This window comes from Agrobacterium bohemicum (assembly GCF_002896715.1).
GTDB classification, from domain to species: Bacteria; Pseudomonadota; Alphaproteobacteria; order Rhizobiales; family Rhizobiaceae; genus Agrobacterium; species Agrobacterium bohemicum.
Map to the genome: position 1 here is coordinate 231,294 of NZ_PGEL01000027.1, position 18,958 is coordinate 250,251.

The 18,958-nt window shown below is 55.2% G+C and carries 18 protein-coding genes; 4 read left to right on the forward strand and 14 right to left on the reverse strand.

The features are described 5' to 3' along the window. Positions 1-43: 43 nt before the first annotated feature. From lpdA to kdsA, 9 genes are all read right to left on the reverse strand, one after another. Entirely contained in the window at positions 44-1,489 is a 1,446-nt protein-coding gene (gene lpdA, locus CUC55_RS16565) for a dihydrolipoyl dehydrogenase (protein ID WP_103088553.1), read from the reverse strand. A gap of 61 nt (positions 1,490-1,550) precedes the next feature. Then, entirely contained in the window at positions 1,551-2,195 is a 645-nt protein-coding gene (locus CUC55_RS16570; protein ID WP_067643112.1) for an SGNH/GDSL hydrolase family protein, read from the reverse strand. Positions 2,196-2,254: 59 nt separating this feature from the next. After that, the gene (locus CUC55_RS16575) at positions 2,255-3,646 is read right to left on the reverse strand and encodes a pyruvate dehydrogenase complex dihydrolipoamide acetyltransferase (RefSeq protein WP_103088554.1); all 1,392 of its coding nucleotides are present in this window, start codon (positions 3,644-3,646) and stop codon (positions 2,255-2,257) included. Between the two features lie 2 nt (positions 3,647-3,648). After that, on the reverse strand, positions 3,649-3,936 hold the full coding sequence (locus CUC55_RS16580; protein ID WP_170063903.1) for a hypothetical protein: 288 nt from the start codon (positions 3,934-3,936) through the stop codon (positions 3,649-3,651). An 11-nt stretch (positions 3,937-3,947) separates the two neighbouring features. Further along, positions 3,948-5,369 (reverse strand): pyruvate dehydrogenase complex E1 component subunit beta, encoded by a 1,422-nt coding sequence (locus CUC55_RS16585; RefSeq protein ID WP_103088555.1) that lies wholly within the window; start codon positions 5,367-5,369, stop codon positions 3,948-3,950. 19 nt (positions 5,370-5,388) lie between these two features. Then, positions 5,389-6,435 (reverse strand): pyruvate dehydrogenase (acetyl-transferring) E1 component subunit alpha, encoded by a 1,047-nt coding sequence (gene pdhA / locus CUC55_RS16590; RefSeq protein ID WP_067643123.1) that lies wholly within the window; start codon positions 6,433-6,435, stop codon positions 5,389-5,391. A gap of 151 nt (positions 6,436-6,586) precedes the next feature. Then, positions 6,587-6,904: an FtsB family cell division protein gene (locus CUC55_RS16595; protein ID WP_103088556.1), complete on the reverse strand. Its 318-nt coding sequence runs from the start codon at positions 6,902-6,904 to the stop codon at positions 6,587-6,589. A gap of 144 nt (positions 6,905-7,048) precedes the next feature. Further along, on the reverse strand, positions 7,049-8,323 hold the full coding sequence (eno, locus tag CUC55_RS16600) for a phosphopyruvate hydratase (protein ID WP_103088557.1): 1,275 nt from the start codon (positions 8,321-8,323) through the stop codon (positions 7,049-7,051). A gap of 224 nt (positions 8,324-8,547) precedes the next feature. After that, positions 8,548-9,396 carry a 3-deoxy-8-phosphooctulonate synthase gene (gene kdsA / locus CUC55_RS16605; RefSeq protein WP_103088558.1) on the reverse strand — a complete coding sequence of 283 codons (849 nt, stop codon included), beginning with the start codon at positions 9,394-9,396 and terminating at the stop codon, positions 8,548-8,550. A 270-nt stretch (positions 9,397-9,666) separates the two neighbouring features. Here kdsA and lexA point away from each other — a divergent pair, with 270 nt between their 5' ends. Together lexA and CUC55_RS16615 are read left to right on the forward strand one after the other, a co-directional pair. Next, a complete protein-coding gene (gene lexA, locus CUC55_RS16610) occupies positions 9,667-10,389 on the forward strand; it encodes a transcriptional repressor LexA (protein WP_067643136.1) in 723 nt (240 codons plus the stop codon). Positions 10,390-10,773: 384 nt separating this feature from the next. Continuing rightward, entirely contained in the window at positions 10,774-11,451 is a 678-nt protein-coding gene (locus CUC55_RS16615) for a glutathione S-transferase family protein (RefSeq protein ID WP_103088559.1), read from the forward strand. 95 nt (positions 11,452-11,546) lie between these two features. Here the strand turns inward: CUC55_RS16615 and CUC55_RS16620 are convergent, their stop codons facing one another. Then, a complete protein-coding gene (locus CUC55_RS16620) occupies positions 11,547-13,766 on the reverse strand; it encodes a ComEC/Rec2 family competence protein (protein ID WP_157940976.1) in 2,220 nt (739 codons plus the stop codon). 522 nt (positions 13,767-14,288) lie between these two features. On the opposite strand from CUC55_RS16620, the gene gltA reads away from it, so the two are divergent. Further along, entirely contained in the window at positions 14,289-15,578 is a 1,290-nt protein-coding gene (gltA, locus tag CUC55_RS16625) for a citrate synthase (RefSeq protein WP_103088560.1), read from the forward strand. A gap of 118 nt (positions 15,579-15,696) precedes the next feature. Beyond that, positions 15,697-16,050, forward strand: coding sequence for a cupin domain-containing protein (locus CUC55_RS16630; RefSeq protein ID WP_067643145.1), 354 nt, complete (start codon positions 15,697-15,699; stop codon positions 16,048-16,050). 6 nt (positions 16,051-16,056) lie between these two features. Here the strand turns inward: CUC55_RS16630 and CUC55_RS16635 are convergent, their stop codons facing one another. From CUC55_RS16635 to CUC55_RS16650, 4 genes are all read right to left on the reverse strand, one after another. Further along, a complete protein-coding gene (locus tag CUC55_RS16635; protein ID WP_103088561.1) occupies positions 16,057-16,788 on the reverse strand; it encodes an amino acid ABC transporter ATP-binding protein in 732 nt (243 codons plus the stop codon). Continuing rightward, entirely contained in the window at positions 16,766-17,425 is a 660-nt protein-coding gene (locus CUC55_RS16640) for an amino acid ABC transporter permease (RefSeq protein WP_103088562.1), read from the reverse strand. The genes CUC55_RS16635 and CUC55_RS16640 overlap by 23 nt, the downstream gene beginning before the upstream one ends. Next, on the reverse strand, positions 17,422-18,093 hold the full coding sequence (locus CUC55_RS16645; RefSeq protein ID WP_067643154.1) for an amino acid ABC transporter permease: 672 nt from the start codon (positions 18,091-18,093) through the stop codon (positions 17,422-17,424). Before CUC55_RS16645 ends, CUC55_RS16640 begins: the two co-directional genes overlap by 4 nt. Positions 18,094-18,164: 71 nt before the next feature. Then, entirely contained in the window at positions 18,165-18,950 is a 786-nt protein-coding gene (locus CUC55_RS16650) for a transporter substrate-binding domain-containing protein (RefSeq protein WP_067643157.1), read from the reverse strand. Positions 18,951-18,958 lie beyond the last annotated feature (8 nt).

Below are 18,958 nucleotides of genomic sequence, written 5' to 3' on the forward strand. Positions count from 1 at the left end.
TTGCAGTCACTCCACTAAAGATTGGGAGCGANCGAGGTATTTATCAAGCGTTCAGCACGCGACCATAGGCATCGAGCACGCTTTCCTTCATCATTTCTGACAGGGTTGGGTGTGGGAAGATGGTGTGCATCAACTCTTCTTCGGTCGTCTCCAGGTTCATGGCGACGACAAAGCCCTGAATGAGTTCGGTCACTTCTGCGCCCACCATGTGCGCGCCGATCAACTCGCCGGTCTTTTTGTCGAAAATGGTCTTCACCATACCCTGATCTTCACCCAGCGCGATGGCCTTGCCGTTGGCCGCGAAGGAGTAGCGACCGACGCGGATTTCGCGGCCCTGCTCCTTGGCTTTGGCTTCCGTCAGGCCAACCGAAGCGACCTGCGGGTTGCAATAGGTGCAGCCGGGAATCTTCAAACGGTCCATCGCGTGAACATTCGGCAGACCCGCAATCNTTTCGATGCAGATCACACCCTCATGCTCGGCCTTGTGTGCCAGCATTGGCGGGCCAGCGACATCGCCTATGGCGTAGAGACCAGCGATATTGGTCTTGCCGTAGCCGTCGATCACCACGCAACCGCGATCCGTCTTGACGCCAAGCGCTTCCAGACCGAGATTCTCTATGTTGCCCTGCACGCCGACAGCCGAAATCAGGCGATCTGCGGTGATCTTCTGGACCTTGCCGTCCTTGGTTTCCACATGCGCCGTAATCGAGTCGGAACCCTTTTCGACTTTGGACACCTTGGCTTCGGTGATGATCTTCAGGCCACGCTTTTCAAGCTGCTTGCGGGCGAAGGCGGAAATTTCCGCATCTTCCACCGGCATGACATTGGCCATCAGTTCCACGACCGTCACATCGACGCCCATGGAGCGATAGAAGGAGGCGAATTCGATGCCGATAGCGCCGGAACCCATAACGACGATGGANTTTGGCATGAAGTCCGGCTTCATCGCTTCGAAATAGGTCCAGATCAGCTTGCCATCCGGCTCGATGCCGGGCAGTGCGCGCGGACGTGCGCCGGTGGCAACGATGATGTGCTTGGCGGTGTAGGTCCCCTCACCCAGAACGCCCTTCGGAACAGGGTTTTGCGGCTGGACGATGGGCTTGGAAATCTTGCCGACGACGATTTCGTTCGCCTTGGTCAGCTTCGCCTCGCCCCAGATGACGTCGATCTTGTTCTTCTTCATCAGGTAGGCCACGCCGCCATTGAGGCGCGCGGACACGCCACGCGAACGGGCGACGACTTCCTTCACGTCGGCTGTGATGGTGCCTTCCAGTTTCAGGCCGTAATTCTTGGCATGGTTGGAATTATCAAGAACTTCGGCGGAGCGAAGCAGCGCCTTTGTGGGAATGCAGCCCCAGTTCAGGCAGATGCCGCCCAGATGTTCACGCTCGACGATAGCCGTCTTCAGGCCAAGCTGTGCCGCACGGATGGCCGTGACGTAACCGCCCGGACCCGAACCGATGATGATGACGTCATAAGACTGAGCCATGTCTGTTTCCTGTCTTTGCTTCTTGAGGGCGAAACATGGTCGCCGCCTCAATCAATTTATTTTAAAGTCCAAGCATCATGCGAACGACGGGCTCGAGGCCTCGTCCGATTGCACGCGTATTCTCTGCATCCAGATGGACGCCATCAACCGGTGTGGTGACAGCAACGGATGCCGCATCAAAGAAGCCGCAGCCCTTTTCATCCGCCAGATCCCGGTACAGCGAACCCATCATCTGTGATTGCTCGATGGCATTGACGAACATCGCCGCAAACATTTCATTGCCCGTTTCGCAAATATGTGGCGCGGAAACGAGCAGGATTTCAGGCTGCTCATAACCAAATGGCCAGGCGTGCTGGCGAACCAGTGTCACAAGGCGCTCGACGCCCTTCACCGCGCCAACGGCAGACCCCGGGCCGATGCCCCGCTTCAGATCATTGGTGCCGAGCATGATGATGACGAGATCAACCGGACCATGGCTATGCAGCAGCGTTGGCAAGATGCGCGCGCCATTGCGGTCGCAGTCCGAAAGATGATCGTCATAAGCTGTGGTTCTGCCGTTCAGCCCCTCGGCGATGACATTGACCTCGGTGCCCAGCGCCTTTTGCAAGACGCTCGGCCAACGATCTTCAAAGGCATGACGGCCAAGATTCTCGGCGTCGAAACCCCAGGTTAGACTGTCGCCATAGCAAAGAACGGTTTTCGTCATGTCAGCCTCGCGAATGGAGCGAGCCGAAAACCGTCAACCGGTTTCCGGCTCAGCANTTTTTACACCAGCATGCCCATCGGGNTTTCGATGTAGCGCTTGAAGGCAGATGCGAGTTCTGCACCGAGCGCACCGTCGATGACGCGGTGGTCGAAGGCGAAGGTTGCGGTCATGACCGTACCCACTTCGATCTTGCCGCCGCGAACAACCGGCTTCTCGACGCCAGCGCCGATNGACACGATGGATGCCTGTGGCAGGTTGACGATCGACGTGAAGGAAGAAACGCCGAACATGCCGAGGTTGGACACAGATGTGGTGCCGCCTTGGTATTCCTCCGGCTTCAGCTTCTTGTCACGGGCGCGCTTGGCGAGATCCTTGACCTCGTTGGAGATGGCCGAGAGGGTCTTTGTCTCGGCATTCCGCACGATTGGCGTGATCAGACCATCCGGGATCGACACGGCAACACCAACGTCCGCGTGTTTGTGCAGAACGCGGGCCGTAGACGTCCAGGAAGCATTCGCCATAGGAACGTCACGCAGTGCAAGCGCCATCGCCTTGATGATGAAGTCGTTGACGGAAAGCTTGAAGGCCGGAACCTCGCCCTTTTCAGTCTTCTTCACCGGTGCAGACGCATTGATCTCGGAGCGCAGCTTCAGCATCGCATCGAGTTCGCATTCCATAGAGACCGTGTAGGAAGGAACGGTCTGCGTCGACTCGGTCAGGCGCGAAGCGATCGTCTTGCGCATGCCGTCATGCGGCAGCAGCTCGTAGGAGCCTTCCGCAAACAGCTTGAGCACGTTCTCGTCCGAAGGACCCTTGGCAGGCGCCGGAGCCGAAGCGCCAGCGGACTGAGCGGTCGCCGGAGCAGCCTTGGCTCCGCCAGAAGACACGGCCTTCTCAACGTCGGTCTTCACGATACGGCCATGCGGACCGGAGCCTGATACAGCCGACAGGTCGAGACTGGCTTCTTTTGCCAGACGACGCGCCAGTGGAGACGCGAAGATGCGCTCGCCGGAGTTGGAAACAGGCGCTGGTGTGGAAGGTGCAGCACCCTGATCGGCAACTGGCTTTTCAGCCTTTGCCGTTGCAGGCTCGCTCTTGTCTTCCTTCGGTGCTTCGGCCTTTGCGGCTTCCTGCTTTGGAGCTTCGGCTTTCGCCTCTGCCTTGGCAGGAGCGGCATCGCGACCCTTGGCAGCTTCCGCCACGTCTTCGCCTTCACCGGCCAGAATGGCGATCACGGCATTGACCTTGACGCCTTCGGTGCCAGCGGCAACGAGGAGCTTGGCAATGGTGCCCTCGTCCACGGCTTCCACTTCCATGGTCGCCTTGTCGGTCTCGATCTCGGCAATCACGTCGCCGGGACCAACCTTATCGCCTTCCTTGACCAGCCACTTGGAAAGATTGCCCTCTTCCATGGTTGGGGAAAGGGCAGGCATTGTGATGTTGATAGGCATGACTAGCCCTCCGCCCAAATGAGATTATACTGTTCCAGCTCTTCAGGATTTTCCGTCAGCGAACTTAGCTGCGACGGCGAAACTTCGATATATCCCGCAACATCACTCAGCCAATCGCTCACAGCGCCGATGACGCCGATATCCTCACGCGGGACACCGGCGACGACATCGCCCTCGCCGTCATTGATCACAGCCCAGAAGACGATACGCTCGAACTGAGGCGCGTCCTTTGATCCTAGAACACGATACCAGTTTTCACCGGCCGGGAGGATGTGTTTGATTTTACCCAAATTCTCCTCCTTCATTTGTAGCAAACGGTTTTGACGGCCTGAATGACTTCGCCGACATTCGGCAGAGCCAGCTTCTCAAGGTTTGCGGCGTAAGGCATCGGAACGTCCTTGCCGGCAATCGTCAAAATCGGCGCATCGAGATAGTCGAATGCAGCGCGCTGCACGCTGTTGGAGATGAAGTCACCAACCGATGACTGCGGGAAACCTTCCTCGACAATCACCAGACGGCCCGTCTTCTTGACGGATTCGATCACCGCTGGCAGATCCATCGGACGGATGGTGCGCAGATCGATCAGTTCGACATCGATGCCTTCCTTCTCGAGCTCGGCAATGGCCTTGATCGCGTAAGTCATGCCGATACCGAAGGAAACGATGGTTGCATCCTTACCCTTGCGGTGGATGCGTGCCTTGCCGATTGGCAGCACGAAATCATCCATCTTCGGCACTTCGAAGCTCTGGCCGTACAGAATTTCGTTTTCAAGGAAGACGACCGGGTTCGGATCGCGGATAGCGGCCTTCAGCAGACCCTTGGCGTCAGCAGCCGTATACGGCATGATGACCTTGAGGCCCGGAATATGGCTGTACCATGCGGCGTAACACTGCGAGTGCTGTGCGCCAACGCGGGCAGCGGCACCCGAAGGACCACGGAACACCATCGGTGCGCCCATCTGACCACCGGACATGTAGAGCGTCTTGGCGGCAGAGTTGACGATCTGGTCGATGGCCTGCATGGCGAAGTTGAACGTCATGAATTCAACGATGGGACGCAGACCCGTCATCGCCGCACCGACGCCGATACCGGCAAAGCCGTGTTCGGTGATCGGCGTATCGATAACGCGCTTGTCGCCGAATTCCTGCAGCAACCCCTGGGTAATCTTGTAAGCGCCCTGATATTCGGCGACTTCTTCACCCATGACGAAGACTTTTTCGTCAGCGCGCATTTCTTCAGCCATGGCATCACGAAGCGCTTCACGCACCGTCGTCATAACCATTTCCGTGCCTTCCGGAATATCCGGGTCGGCTGCAACTTCGATCTTCGGTGCAGCGGGAACCTTGGCGGCTTCCTTCTTGGCAGAANGCTCTTCGGCAGCTTCGCGGGTCTTGCCGCCAGCAGCGTCCGAATCGGAGCTTGCTGCTTCTGCCTTAGGCTCTTCTTTCTTAGGAGCAGCGGACATGGCGTCTGCGCTTTCGCCGTCCTGAAGCAGGATGGCGATTGCCGTGTTGACCTTGACGCCTTCGGTGCCGGCTTCGATCAGCAGTTTGCCGATGGTGCCTTCATCCACGGCTTCCACTTCCATGGTCGCCTTGTCGGTTTCGATCTCGGCAATCACATCACCAGACGTGACCGTGTCACCTTCCTTCTTCAACCACTTGGAAAGCGTACCTTCCTCCATGGTCGGGGAAAGGGCGGGCATAAGAATTTCTATAGGCATGATGTCTCCTTACCCCGGATCAGAGCAGAATGTCGGTGTAGAGCTCGGATACATCCGGCTCCGGATCGTTCTGGGCAAACTCCGCGCTGTCGGCAACGATGTCACGAACATCCTTGTCGATTGCCTTGAGTTCTTCCTCAGTAGACCAACCATTTTCGATCAAACGTGCCTTGACCTGCTCGATCGGGTCATGTTCGGCACGCATCTTCTGCACTTCATCCTTGGAGCGATATTTCGCCGGGTCGGACATGGAGTGACCGCGATAACGATAGGTCAGCATTTCCAGAATGATTGGACCCTTGCCGGAACGGCAATGTTCAAGCGCTTCATCTGCCGCAGCCTTGACGGCGCGAACATCCATGCCATCCACCTGCATGCCCGGAATACCGAAACCGGTGCCGCGCAGCGAGTAGTTGGACTGCGCCGTGGCGCGGGCTGTCGATGTACCCATGGCGTAATGGTTGTTCTCGACGATATAGATGATCGGCAGTTTCCAGAGAGCTGCCATGTTGAAGCTCTCGTAAACCTGGCCCTGGTTGGCAGCGCCATCACCGAAATAAGCGACGGAGACGCTGTCATTGCCACGATACTTGTTGGCGAAGGCAAGACCGGTTCCGAGCGAAACCTGGGCGCCGACGATGCCGTGGCCGCCGTAGAAATGCTTCTCCTTGGAGAACATGTGCATGGAGCCGCCCTTGCCCTTGGACAAGCCGCCGCTACGTCCGGTCAGCTCAGCCATCACGCCGCGCGCACTCATGCCAGCAGCCAGCATGTGGCCGTGGTCACGGTAAGCGGTGATGACCTGATCGCCTTCCTTCTGCGACATGTTCATACCTACAACGACAGCTTCCTGCCCGATGTAGAGGTGACAGAAGCCACCGATGAAGCCCATGCCATAAAGCTGGCCAGCCTTTTCCTCGAAACGACGGATCAGCAACATCTCGCGATAAGCGTGCAGCTCTTGGTCTTTACCAAAGTCCGGCGTGTTCTTGCCGGTGAATTCCTTGGTGGCTGTCTTTGCCGTAGTCTTGCGGCCGGATACGGTCGCGGTTTTTCGCGGCGCCATTCATCCCTCCCTGAGTTGCCATTAGAATGGTTGGATTGGGCGCACCATATGCAAGAAAAGGAAAAGCAGCAATGCCATAAACGCATGGCTCATATTCTGCCTAAGTCGCTGTGAATAAATTNAAAAAGTCGATTAACTGAAATTAAGTTAATCAGAAATATGTATTCATGATGACGATTTCGTNCGCGCGCGACATATTGAGCTGATAACGCGAGATTTCATCGATCATGTCCCGCTCAAGCGAGCCATCGCTCATCAATTCCACTTGCCGCTCCAGGGCGACACGGGCTTTGGTCAGCTTTGCAAGCTCGGCCGTCCTGGCAATACGTTGACGCTCCAACTGCTCGGTCGCCTGGAGCCCGAAATCACCATGGATGGAATGATATCCGAAATAGGAAAGGAAGGCGACGGTAATTGCCGGAACGACAAGACGGCCAAAACGTCTTTTCTTGTGATGCTTGGTCCACATACTCTGAAACAGCCTTAAAACGCGTTACTTGCTTCACCATAGACGCATTTGCTTAACCATCCGTTGACCTTAAATCCTCCGCCAATCGCATCGCACNAAAAAAGGCCCGCCGAAGCGAGCCTTTTTAAATATCGCGATGCAGTATCAGCCGCGCAGGATAGAGCGACCAGCATAAGCCGCCTGCGGACCGAGCATTTCTTCAATTCGTATTAACTGATTGTACTTGGCCAGACGGTCAGAACGCGAAAGGGAGCCCGTCTTGATCTGTCCGCAGTTGGTTGCAACCGAAAGATCGGCAATTGTCGAATCTTCGGTTTCGCCCGAACGGTGCGACATAACAGCGGTGTAGCCAGCCTTGTGAGCCGTCTCAACAGCATCGAGCGTTTCTGTCAGCGAGCCGATCTGGTTGACTTTTACGAGGATGGAGTTGGCAACGCCCATCTTGATACCGTCACGAAGGCGCGCGGAGTTGGTGACGAAAAGATCGTCGCCTACGAGCTGAACCTTGGAACCGATCTTGTCGGTCAGGTACTTCCAGCCGTCCCAATCGTCTTCGGCCATGCCGTCTTCGATGGAGATGATCGGGTATTTGGCTGCCAGTTCAGCGAGGTAATCCGCCATGGCTTCAGGTTCCAGCGTACGGCCTTCGCCTTCCATCTCATACTTGCCGTTCTTGAAAAATTCAGTCGAAGCGCAATCGAGAGCAAGTGCGACGTCGTCGCCTGGCTTGTAGCCAGCTTTTTCAACAGACTTCATGATGAAATCGAGCGCTTCAGGGGCGCTTTTCAGACCTGGAGCGAAACCGCCTTCATCACCGACGTTCGTATTGAAACCCTGAGCCGACAGTTCCNTTTTCAGTACATGGAAGATTTCCGCGCCGATTCGCACAGCGTCACGGATATTTTCCGCGCCGACCGGCATGATCATGAATTCTTGGAAATCGATCGGGTTGTCGGCATGCGCGCCGCCATTGATGATGTTCATCATCGGAACCGGCAGCAGATGCGCATTTGGGCCACCAACGTAGCGGTAGAGCGGCAGGCCAGTTGTTTCGGCTGCAGNCTTGGCAACAGCGAGCGACACGCCGAGAATGGCGTTGGCGCCGAGGCGAGACTTGTTCGGTGTGCCATCCAGTTCGATCAGAGTGTTATCGACATGAATCTGGCTTTCGGCATCGAAACCACCAAGAACGTCGAAGATTTCCGTGTTGACGGCCTCAACTGCCTTCTCGACACCTTTACCGAGGTAACGCTTGCCACCATCGCGCAACTCAACGGCTTCATGCGCACCTGTCGAGGCACCCGATGGAACGGCCGCACGGCCGAAGGAGCCGTCTTCCAGATAGACATCGACTTCAACAGTCGGGTTACCACGGCTGTCGAGGATTTCGCGTGCGATGATGTCGGTAATGGCTGTCATGATCTCTCCCTTGGGACTGGAACAGNTTTTTCAGCTGCCTGTCTTAAAGCGCATCCCGAACACTGTGAAGCGCTTTTCGGATTGGCTGCGCGATAAAACCGGTCGCCAGAGCTGCGAGTCGATTGAATGTCTTCAGTTGCTGTAGACGATGCAAAAGAAATTACAATGACAGCGCCCACTCAATGTGCCGGTTTTAGATAAAGGCCGATTGGGGCCAAAACCGGTCAGGCGGCTTTGGCGATGTCGTCGAAGGCCAACAGCTTCTCAAGAAGCTTCGGCATATCCTTCAAGTGAACCATGTTGGGTCCATCTGACGGAGCGTTGTCCGGATCTTCGTGCGTTTCAACAAAAAGACCCGCGATACCGACCGCGACAGCCGCCCGGGACAGCGTTTCCACGAACTCACGCTGACCACCGGTCGACCCACCCTGCCCGCCCGGTTGCTGTACGGAGTGGGTCGCATCNAAAACGACGGGCGCGCCAAGCGATGCCATGATTGGAAGTGAACGCATGTCGGACACGAGTGTGTTGTAACCGAAGGACGCGCCACGTTCACACAGGAGAACGTTCGGGTTTCCGCTTTCATTCAGCTTCGCCAGCACGTTCTTCATGTCCCATGGCGCCAGAAACTGGCCTTTTTTGACGTTTATGACGCGACCGGNTTTCGCGGCCGCGACAAGGAGGTCAGTCTGACGACTGAGGAAAGCCGGAATCTGTAGAATATCAACCACCGGCGCAACGATGCCGCACTGCTCTTCCGTATGAATGTCCGACAGCACGGGAAAACCAAACTGCGTCTTCAGCTCAGCNAAAATCTCCAACGCCTTATCGATGCCGATGCCGCGTTGGCCGGAAAGCGACGTACGATTGGCCTTATCGAAAGACGATTTGTAGACTAGCCCGATCCCAAGCCTGCTGCATAGTTCCGCGAGCGTTTCTGCAATCATGAACGCGTGGTCGCGGCTCTCCATCTGACACGGTCCGGCGATCAGCGAGAAACGTTCGGTATTGGCAAACGACACCGCCTTGGAGCCCTGCCCCGCCACAACTTTCAGATTGTTCGTCACACTCATCGTCTTCCCTCAGCATATAGCGGACGGTCTCGATGGCGTGCCACCGAAATAATCCCAAATCTGTATTGGGCATGCACTTAGCAGCAAGCTGTGCCGGAGTCACTGTCGAGGATATTCATGACGACTCCGGAATACGAATTTAATCATCCGAAAACGCTTAAATGAATTTGACGGAATTTTAAGGGATTGCAGAACACATATGGAACATATAGTGTTCGTTCTGTATTTGTTTCACGAATCTCCGCCTCGAATCTCCAAGGGTGTTTCTTCATGCTCACGCGCAAACAGCAGGAATTGCTTTTATTCATTCATGAGAGAATGAAGGAGTCTGGCGTGCCTCCATCTTTCGATGAAATGAAGGATGCACTCGACCTAGCTTCGAAGTCAGGCATCCATCGGTTGATCACCGCCTTGGAAGAACGTGGTTTTATTCGCCGGCTACCGAATAGAGCCCGCGCATTGGAAGTTATCAAACTTCCCGAATCATACTCTCCTCGAGCTAAACCGCAGCGTGGCTTTTCTCCGAGCGTTATCGAAGGTAGTCTGGGCAAGTCGAAGCCAGCGGAGCCAATAGCGCGTCCCGTTGCCACCAACGACAGCCTGTCCAATGCCGTGAGTGTCCCTGTGATGGGCAGAATCGCTGCTGGCGTGCCTATTTCTGCGATCCAGAACAACACCCACGACGTTGTCGTTCCGATGGATATGCTGGGCTCGGGCGAACATTATGCACTGGAAGTCAAAGGCGATTCGATGATCGAAGCCGGGATTTTCGACGGCGATACCGTTATCATTCGCGACGTAAACACCGCAAATCCGGGCGATATCGTCGTCGCTCTGGTCGACGATGAAGAAGCGACCTTAAAGCGGTTTCGGCGCAAAGGTGCATCTATCGCACTAGAGGCTGCAAACCCTGCCTACGAGACCCGCATTTTCGGGCCTGACAGAGTAAAAATTCAAGGCAAACTCGTTGGACTGATCCGCCGGTACCATTAAGAGTGTAAAGGCAAGCTTGAGCCTGATTTGCCCTTTTTTAACTTCAATCGAGCGGCTCCGTTTATCGTCATTATGATTAGGCGCCCAGCGACGGGTCGTGGCCGCGTTCAGCAATTCATTACAGCAACAAAACTTCTTTTTTTGTCTTCGGCGGCCTCCAACTTGTTATCCGGGTAATCATTTTTTAGATTGGCGACTGGAGTTCGATGGTCTTTGCCGAATTGGCAAGATGATTGGTAGCCCTCGCTTAATTGACTCNTTTGAAATTTGCTTTGAGTACAACCGAGGCTGTCCATCAAATAGTTTGATAAGCGTCATCGTCTCGACCGTCTGGATCATGCGGTATTCTCGCGCTAGGCATGCTGGGTAACGAGGGGAAATGCCATGTATGATCTTTATATAGCCAATAAGAATTATTCTTCGTGGTCGCTGCGACCTTGGGNTTTGATGAAAGAACTTGGGATTGCGTTTGACGAAAAGCTCGTGAAGTTTGGAACATCGAACGACAATTTTCTGGATTTCTCTCCTACAGGCAAGGTTCCATGTCTTGTCGAAGATGACCTAACTGTTTGGGATACGCTCGCAATCGCAGAATATTTGGCAGAACGCCACGATGGTGTATGGGCATCCGACGTCAAAGCGCGCGCATGGTCTCGCTCGGCCTCTGCCGAAATGCACTCCGGCTTTCAGAGCCTGCGCAATGAACACCCGATGACCGTCGGCTTGCGTATTCGTCCATCGGCAATCAATGAGCCTTTAATGAAGGACANTTTACGTATCGATGCGTTGTGGCGGCAAGGTCTGTCCTCGTTTGGAGGCCCATTTCTGGCGGGAGAGAAATTCACCGCTGTTGATGCGTTTTATTGCCCGGTCGCGTTCCGTTTCCAAACCTATAACACGCCGCTGTCGGTGGAAGCAGACGCCTATAAAAACCGGCTACTTTCACTACCTGCGATGCAGGAATGGCAAGACGCAGCCTTGCTGGAAACATGGCGGGATGCTGGCCACGAAGCTGAGGCCGGGGCAGTCGGAGAGTGGACGGAAGATCTGCGCGCAGAATAACGCAGAGGCGAACGCAGCTTTTTAGCATGGGTTACGGAAGACGGTGTCGACTGCGGCACGTAGCAGTTACANCCCCCCGTTTCTCCGTCAACGCGCTAAGGTTGGCGAGACAACATCTGCTCAATGTGAGCTGGAAGCNTTTGAGTGAACTCTCTGCTGCGCCAGTCGTAGCTGCGATGCATGCTCCATGAGCGGTTCTGACCATGCATCGCAGCACTTGCCCTCGCAACGGGTTCACCTTTGAAACCAAGCCAGATTTCCATGGAGCCGGTGCGTCGCAATGTTTCTTGAGTGATCAGAACTGCACCGGATCGACACGTCTCTAAGGATGTCCTGCGTGTGATAACGACGACGTCGGCAACATCGCATGCCGTGCCAGTCAGCGCCGTGTTGGAGACCACGGCGACAGTTACGCCGGTGCTCGACTTTCCCGCGCACCACATGTCTTTGCGGCAGGTGAAAATATTCATGTCTGCCGATGCTGCCTGCATCTCCTTCTTCATCTTCGATTTATCGAGGTCGGTCAGGCCGATAACACGGGATGATGAAGCATCGGTTCCAACACCATCGTCACCATCAGGTGACGTCAAACGCTCCAGCATTTTCGGCGGAATGTGACGCCCCGGTAGAGGCACCGCTCTTTCCCATTGCTCATAGACAAAACCGGAGGCGCGGGATTTGGTGGTCGCAACAGTGTCTTTAGACGTCAATGCCACAAGAGAACCGTCTTCGAAGATCAGCAGATCCGGCTTGTTGCGCGCCTGCTCCGTTACGAGTATGACGAACCCCGCTATTATGAATGGCAAGCCTATCAGGGCAAGCCGTGTCCGTAGAAGCGCCAAGAGCAGAAAGCCAGTGGTCGAGACGGCCAGAAACCACCCGTTCTGGCGTCCAATCGTCGCGTCTCCTCCCCAGCTAGACACTGTATTGGCAACCTCGATCACCATAGCCATGCCATAGCCCATAACCTTGATAAACGGAGCGTCGAGACCAAACGGCATCAACAACATGCCGACCAGAGCAAACGGCATGACAATGAGCGACATGATTGGCATCGCCGCCAGATTTGCAGCAAGCCCATAAGTCGTGATCCGGTGAAAATGTTCGATCGAATAGATCGCGGTCGAAATGCCACCGATCAGTGAGGTGACCACCACACCGCCGATGATCGTCGTGGCCTGTCCGCCCAGCGATAACCACCATGGCGGGCGAGCGATCACGAAGCGCTCTCTTGCCCCGCGCCATCGGCTCCAGAACGCATATCCTGACACCAGTGCGAGCGTGGCGGCAAAGGACATCTGAAAGCTTGGACCCATCACCTCATGCGGCGACAGAACGATGATGACGATGGCCGAGAGTGCGACGTTGCGCATGCTTATCGACGGCCTGTCGACCAGAACTGCGAAAAGCATGATTGACATCATCAACCAAGCCCGTTCCGCTGAGACTGCAAACCCTGAAATGAGGTAGTAGGCAAGTGTCATCAAGAGCGCTGCAAATGCCGATATTTTCTTTACGGGCCAGCGTTGTGAGAAACCGGGAAACAAGCTGAAAGCCATGCGCATTCCCACGAAGAATATGCCAGCGGCCAGCGCCATGTTCAGCCCGGAAATAGCAACGATATGCGCTAGACCGGAAACCCGCAGAGCCTCCATCGTCTCATTGGAAATCGCACGTCTCTCATCGGTGACGATTGATGCGGCAAAGGCACCTGCATCTCCACCGATCAGGTCGCGAATGCGCTGGGCGATGTGGCTGCGAAGCTGGTAAAGCCACGTATCTGCCTTTTGCGCAAGGCTGCCCGAGACCTCATTCAAATCCATNGGGATTGTTTGGGGCGGCCCATAGAAAAATCCCGTAGCACCAATACCGTTGAAAAAAGACGCAAACGCAAAGTCGTTAAGCCCCGGCAATGCGGGGCCGGAGGGCGGAGAGAGACGCGCTTTGCCGGTTACCGTCTGGCCGATGAGAATGGCATCATGGCGGCTTCGGGCCACCAGTGAAATTCGGCCCGGCGGCCTCGTAAGTTCCGGGCTGGACGTGGATTTCAAGGCAACGACGTACCGCCACGATCCCCGTGCATCGAGCTCACGGCGCTCGACGGTACCGGTTATTGTGGTTGTCACCGGCGTATCCAGCATGATGGTGCCTGCCCTACCCGTCTCCCAATCGGCAAGCAGCATGCCGAACAAGAACAAGGCTACGGCCTTCNAAATGGTAGATGTGGGGCTGGAGCGATAGAAGAGAGCGCAGGCCGCGAGAACGACGCAGCCAGCTTCCCAGAGAATGAACCAGCGCGATGGCGTCATCGGCATGGNAAACCAGAATGCGACACCTGCAGCGATNAAAACCGGAATGAACAGAAAATCTTGGCGGTGAGCAATCTCCTCTTCGATGCAAAGCGTGAGCCAAGTTCTCACCCGTGCAAGCGTGCCGCGAGGGGCTCTGTGTCTAGGGTCTTGAGACGGCAGTGTTTGTCTAGAGATGTGCAGCGGCAACAGCAAATCATCGAGTTCCGTTTGCTCAACGAAGCTCTTGTCCGCAGCGCGGAAATGCTGTTTTTCTTTCGCAATGCTCACATACCGGCGCCCCCTGCCGCAGGCATTTAGTTTGCAACCATGAAAAGCGGATTGCAACCACTTGAGCGATTAAGGAAGCATTGACCTAGAATGAAACACGGTGCCCGCGAAATGCCCCATTTCGGGATGTTGTCGTGTCGCAATGCACAATTTGCCTTTTGGATAGCTTGGCTTTAGCGCTCGGATCATATAGCTAAAACGCTGACGCTTAACTGGCTGATGCGTCCCCGCATCGCCTGGATATTTCGGAGGTATGGTATGACGGAAACTAGCGCTACAGTGACACTCGGCGATAAGAAGGTCGATCTTCCTGTCCGAGAAGGCACGATCGGACCAAAAGTTGTCGATATCGGTACACTTTACAAAAATACCGGTACTTTCACCTATGATCCGGGTTTCACGTCCACCGCCTCTTGCGAATCCAAGATCACCTATATCGATGGCGACGAAGGTGTTCTGCTGCACCGCGGCTATCCTATCGAGCAGCTTGCCGAACAGGGCGACTTCCTCGAAACCTGCTATCTTCTGCTCTACGGCGAACTGCCGACAACAGCGCAGAAGAAAGACTTCGATACCCGAGTAACGCGCCACACGATGGTGCACGAGCAGATGAGCCGCTTCTTCACCGGTTATCGTCGCGACGCCCACCCCATGGCCGTGATGTGCGGCACGGTCGGCGCTCTGTCTGCATTCTATCACGACTCCACCGACATTACCGATCCGCATCAGCGCATGGTCGCTTCGCTGCGCATGATCGCGAAGATGCCAACGATTGCGGCGATGGCCTACAAGTACCACATCGGCCAGCCCTTCGTTTATCCAAAGAACGATCTGGATTACGCCTCCAACTTCCTCAACATGTGCTTCGCCGTACCTTGCGAAGACTACAAGGTCGATCCGGTCCTGGCCCGCGCCATGGACCGCATCTTCATCCTGCATGCCGACCATGAGCAGAACGCATCGACATCCACCGTTCGTCTTGCCGGCTCTTCGGGTGCCAACCCGTTCGCATGTATCGCAGCGGGCATCGCATGCCTCTGGGGCCCTGCCCACGGCGGCGCCAATGAAGCAGCGCTTAACATGCTGAACGAAATCGGTTCTGTCGATCGTATTCCTGAATACATCGCCCGCGCCAAGGACAAGAACGATCCGTTCCGTCTGATGGGCTTTGGCCACCGCGTTTACAAGAACTACGATCCGCGCGCTAAGATCATGCAGAAGACGATGTATGAAGTGCTGGAAGCTACCGGTAATGGTGACGACCCCATCATGCAGGTTGCGTTGGAACTGGAAAAGATCGCTCTTTCCGATCCGTATTTCGTCGNAAAGAAGCTCTATCCCAACGTGGATTTTTACTCTGGCATCACGCTGAAGGCTCTCGGCTTCCCAACGACCATGTTTACCGTTCTGTTCGCGCTGGCCCGCACTGTCGGCTGGATCGCACAGTGGAACGAAATGATCGAAGACCCGCAGCAGCGCATTGGCCGTCCACGCCAGCTCTACACCGGCGCGGCAAAGCGCGATTATACCCCGGTTTCCAAGCGCTAAGTTCGGAAAAAGAGATAAATTAAAAAGCCGGGTCCAAGCCCGGCTTTTTATGNTTTCAACAGGCACAAAATCCAACCGCCTCCATTCATTCCGTTAGCGCAAACAGAGGACAGCAATCATGGAAAAGCAGCCAGCCATTCTCGATAGGTCAGACTGGTGCGACGGAGAGGATTTCTGGCAGGGGGAGTTCGAGGGGCGTACCTTTGGCACACAGGCTTCGGTCATGTTCTATACTGTGAACGAGATTGGCAAAGGCACGACACTTCATAAGCACCCCTATGATGAGATTTTCATAATGCGGAAGGGTAATGCGCTGTTCACCATCGGTAATCAGGAAATACGGGCGAGCGAGGGACAGGTCCTGTTCGGACCTGCCAATATTCCTCATAAATACATCAATCTTGGTCCCGGTCCCTTAGAAACAATTGATGTCCACGTTACAAACGTCTTCATCCAGGAAAACCTGGATTGATCCGTATTAATGCGCCGTCATGCCTAGGAATTGCTTCAGCTCGGGTGTTTTGGGAGAGCTGAACACCTCTTCCGGCGGACCGATTTCGTGGACTTTACCTTCGTGCATGAAGACCACGCGAGAGCAGACGTCGCGGGCGAATTTCATTTCATGCGTCACCATGACCAGCGTCATGCCTTCAGCTGCGAGTTCCCGTACAACGGCAAGAACCTCCGACACGAGTTCAGGGTCGAGTGCTGATGTAATCTCGTCGCAGAGAAGTGCGGTCGGCTGCATGGCGAGCGCCCGCGCAATGGCTACACGTTGCTGCTGCCCTCCCGAAAGCTCGTCGGGATAGGCTTCAAATTTGTGCGCAAGACCGACACGTTCCAGCATCTTGCGCGCCAGTGCTTCTGCATCCTGCTTCGGTGTTTTCTTCACCACTTTCTGAGACAGCATGACGTTTTCGCCGACGTTGAGATGCGGAAAAAGATTGAACTGCTGGAAGATCATGCCGACCTTCAAACGAAGCGCTTTGAGGTGTAGTTCGTCGTCGATGAACTGTGNCCCTGCAACAGAGATCGCGCCCGATGAGATTGTTTCGAGGCCATTGATACAGCGAAGAAGCGTTGATTTTCCCGACCCACTCTTGCCGATGATCGCGATCACCTCGCCGGGCTCGATGTCGAGATTGATGCCTTTGAGAACTTCGTTGCTGCCAAAGCTCTTGCGGACTTCAGTGATTTCGATGAGCGACATTTAACTTCCTTTCGAGAATCTGGCTGCTCTTCGACAGTGGCCAGCACAGCGCGAAATAAATGAGGGCAACGAGGCCATAAACGGTGAAAGGCTGGAAGGTGGCGTTGGTGACAATCGTACCGGCTTTGGAAAGCTCCACAAAGCCGATGATCGATGTCACTGCCGTTCCCTTGATGACCTGAACGGCAAAGCCCACGGTTGGCGGGATGGCAACGCGCATGGCCTGCGGCAGGATGACGTAGCGCATCTGCTGCAAGCGTCCCATGCCAAGGCTTGCAGATGCTTCCCACTGCCCCTTATTCACAGCCTCAACGCACCCACGCCATATCTCGGTGAGAAATGCTGCTGCCCNAAGGATGAGCGTCAGCCCCGCTGCCAGCCAGGCTGGAACATCGATACCAACAAGTCCCAGCCCGNAAAAAGCAATGAAGAGCTGCATCAAAAGCGGCGTCCCCTGAAATAGCTCCACATAATATTTGGAGATGACCCGCAGCGACTTCTTCTTTGAAATCCGCATGAACAAAAGGATGAGACCTACTCCAGCGCCGCCGAGAAAAGAAACCAGCGAAAGAAGCACGGTCCAGCGGGCGGATAAAAGCAGATTTCGTAAAATGTCCCAGGTGCTGAACTCAATCATCGTGCGCTCCTTCTGGGAAATATGAAACCGCCGACAACAACAAGCAGTTGCCGCAGCAGAATGGCCAGTGCGAGATAGATGACAGTCGAGACCATATAGGCCTCGAAGGCACGGAAGGTGCGTGACTGGATGAAATTGGCCGCAAAGGTCAAATCCTCAGCGGCGATTTGCGACACCACAGAGGAGCCAAGCATGACGATGACGACCTGGGATGACAGAGCCGGCCAAATGCGCTGAAGCGCTGGCACGAGCACAACGTGCCGGAATGTTTCAAACTTCGTCATCGCAAGACTAGAGCCTGCTTCGAACTGTCCCTTGGGTGTCGCCTGAATACCTGCACGAATGATCTCGCAGCTATAGGCGCCCAGATTGACGACCATGGCGATATTGGCTGCCGTCAATTCGTTGAGTTGCACGCCAAGCGATGGCAGGCCGAAGAAGATGAAAAATAGCTGGATGAGAAATGGCGTGTTGCGGATCATCTCGACATACACGGCAATCGGCGGACGCAGCCATGTTGGCCCCAGCGCCCTTACCCACGCACAGAAAATACCGAGCGCAATTCCCAGAACACCACCAATGGCAATCAACTGAAGCGTGATGAGCACGCCCTTCACGATTGCCGGATAATATTCGAGAAGCCACCCAAACTCGAAGGTGTAATTCACGACGGTTCCTTTCGAAAAAATACAAGGAACCGCGCCCTGCTCAACAACAGGGCGCGACTTTTAAAATCGACTTACAGGTCTTTCGGCAAATCGGTTTTCAGCCACTTTTGGGCAATCGCGTTAAGACTACCATCGGTTTTCGCAGCAGCGATGATCGCATCGACTTTTTCGCGCAGGGCGGGCTGGTCCTTGTTGAGACCGATGTAGCAAGGTGAGTTCTTGATAAGAAACTTCAGTTCCGGCCGCTTGGGTGGGTTCTTTTCCAGAATGGCAGCGGCAACGACGTTGCCCGTTGCCACGGTTTCCACCTGACCGGAAAGGAAGGCTGAGATTGTACCGTTATTGTCTTCGTAGCGCTTGATGGTGGCATCGGCAGGCGCAATCTTAGTCAGCTCGAGATCTTCTACAGCGCCGCGTGTCACGCCGATCGTCTTGCCAGAAAGGTCTTCCGCCTTTTCGATCTTCACGGCATCAGGAGCAAATACGCCATTGAAGAAGGGTGCGTAAGCAACGGAGAAATCGATCACCTTCTCGCGGTCGGCGTTTTTGCCGAGGCTGGAAATGACAAGGTCGACCTTGTTGGTCTGAAGGTAGGGAACTCGGTTTGCGCTGGTAACCGGCACGAGTTCAGTTTTCACGCCCAGCTTTTCGGCAATTAGATTGGCGACATCAATGTCATATCCGCGTGGCGCCATATCGACGCCGACGCTGCCGAATGGCGGGAAGTCCTGTGGTACTGCGACACGGATTGCGCCACGCGCAGAAATATCACTCAAGGCATCCGCAAAGGATGGGGCGGCAAAGCTGGCGCTGGCGGCAATAGCAAGGGTGGCGAAAAATATACGTCTGGTAAGCATGCTGAAAT

What these genes read in the sequence shown, in the direction of transcription:
- lexA (WP_067643136.1), top strand. Translation starts at nt 9,667, where the DNA reads ATGCTCACGCGCAAACAGCAGGAATTGCTTTTATTCATTCATGAGAGA.
- CUC55_RS16570 (WP_067643112.1), bottom strand. Translation starts at nt 2,195, where the DNA reads ATGACGAAAACCGTTCTTTGCTATGGCGACAGTCTAACCTGGGGTTTC.
- CUC55_RS16650 (WP_067643157.1), bottom strand. Translation starts at nt 18,950, where the DNA reads ATGCTTACCAGACGTATATTTTTCGCCACCCTTGCTATTGCCGCCAGC.
- pdhA (WP_067643123.1), bottom strand. Translation starts at nt 6,435, where the DNA reads ATGGCGCCGCGAAAAACCGCGACCGTATCCGGCCGCAAGACTACGGCA.
- CUC55_RS16630 (WP_067643145.1), top strand. Translation starts at nt 15,697, where the DNA reads ATGGAAAAGCAGCCAGCCATTCTCGATAGGTCAGACTGGTGCGACGGA.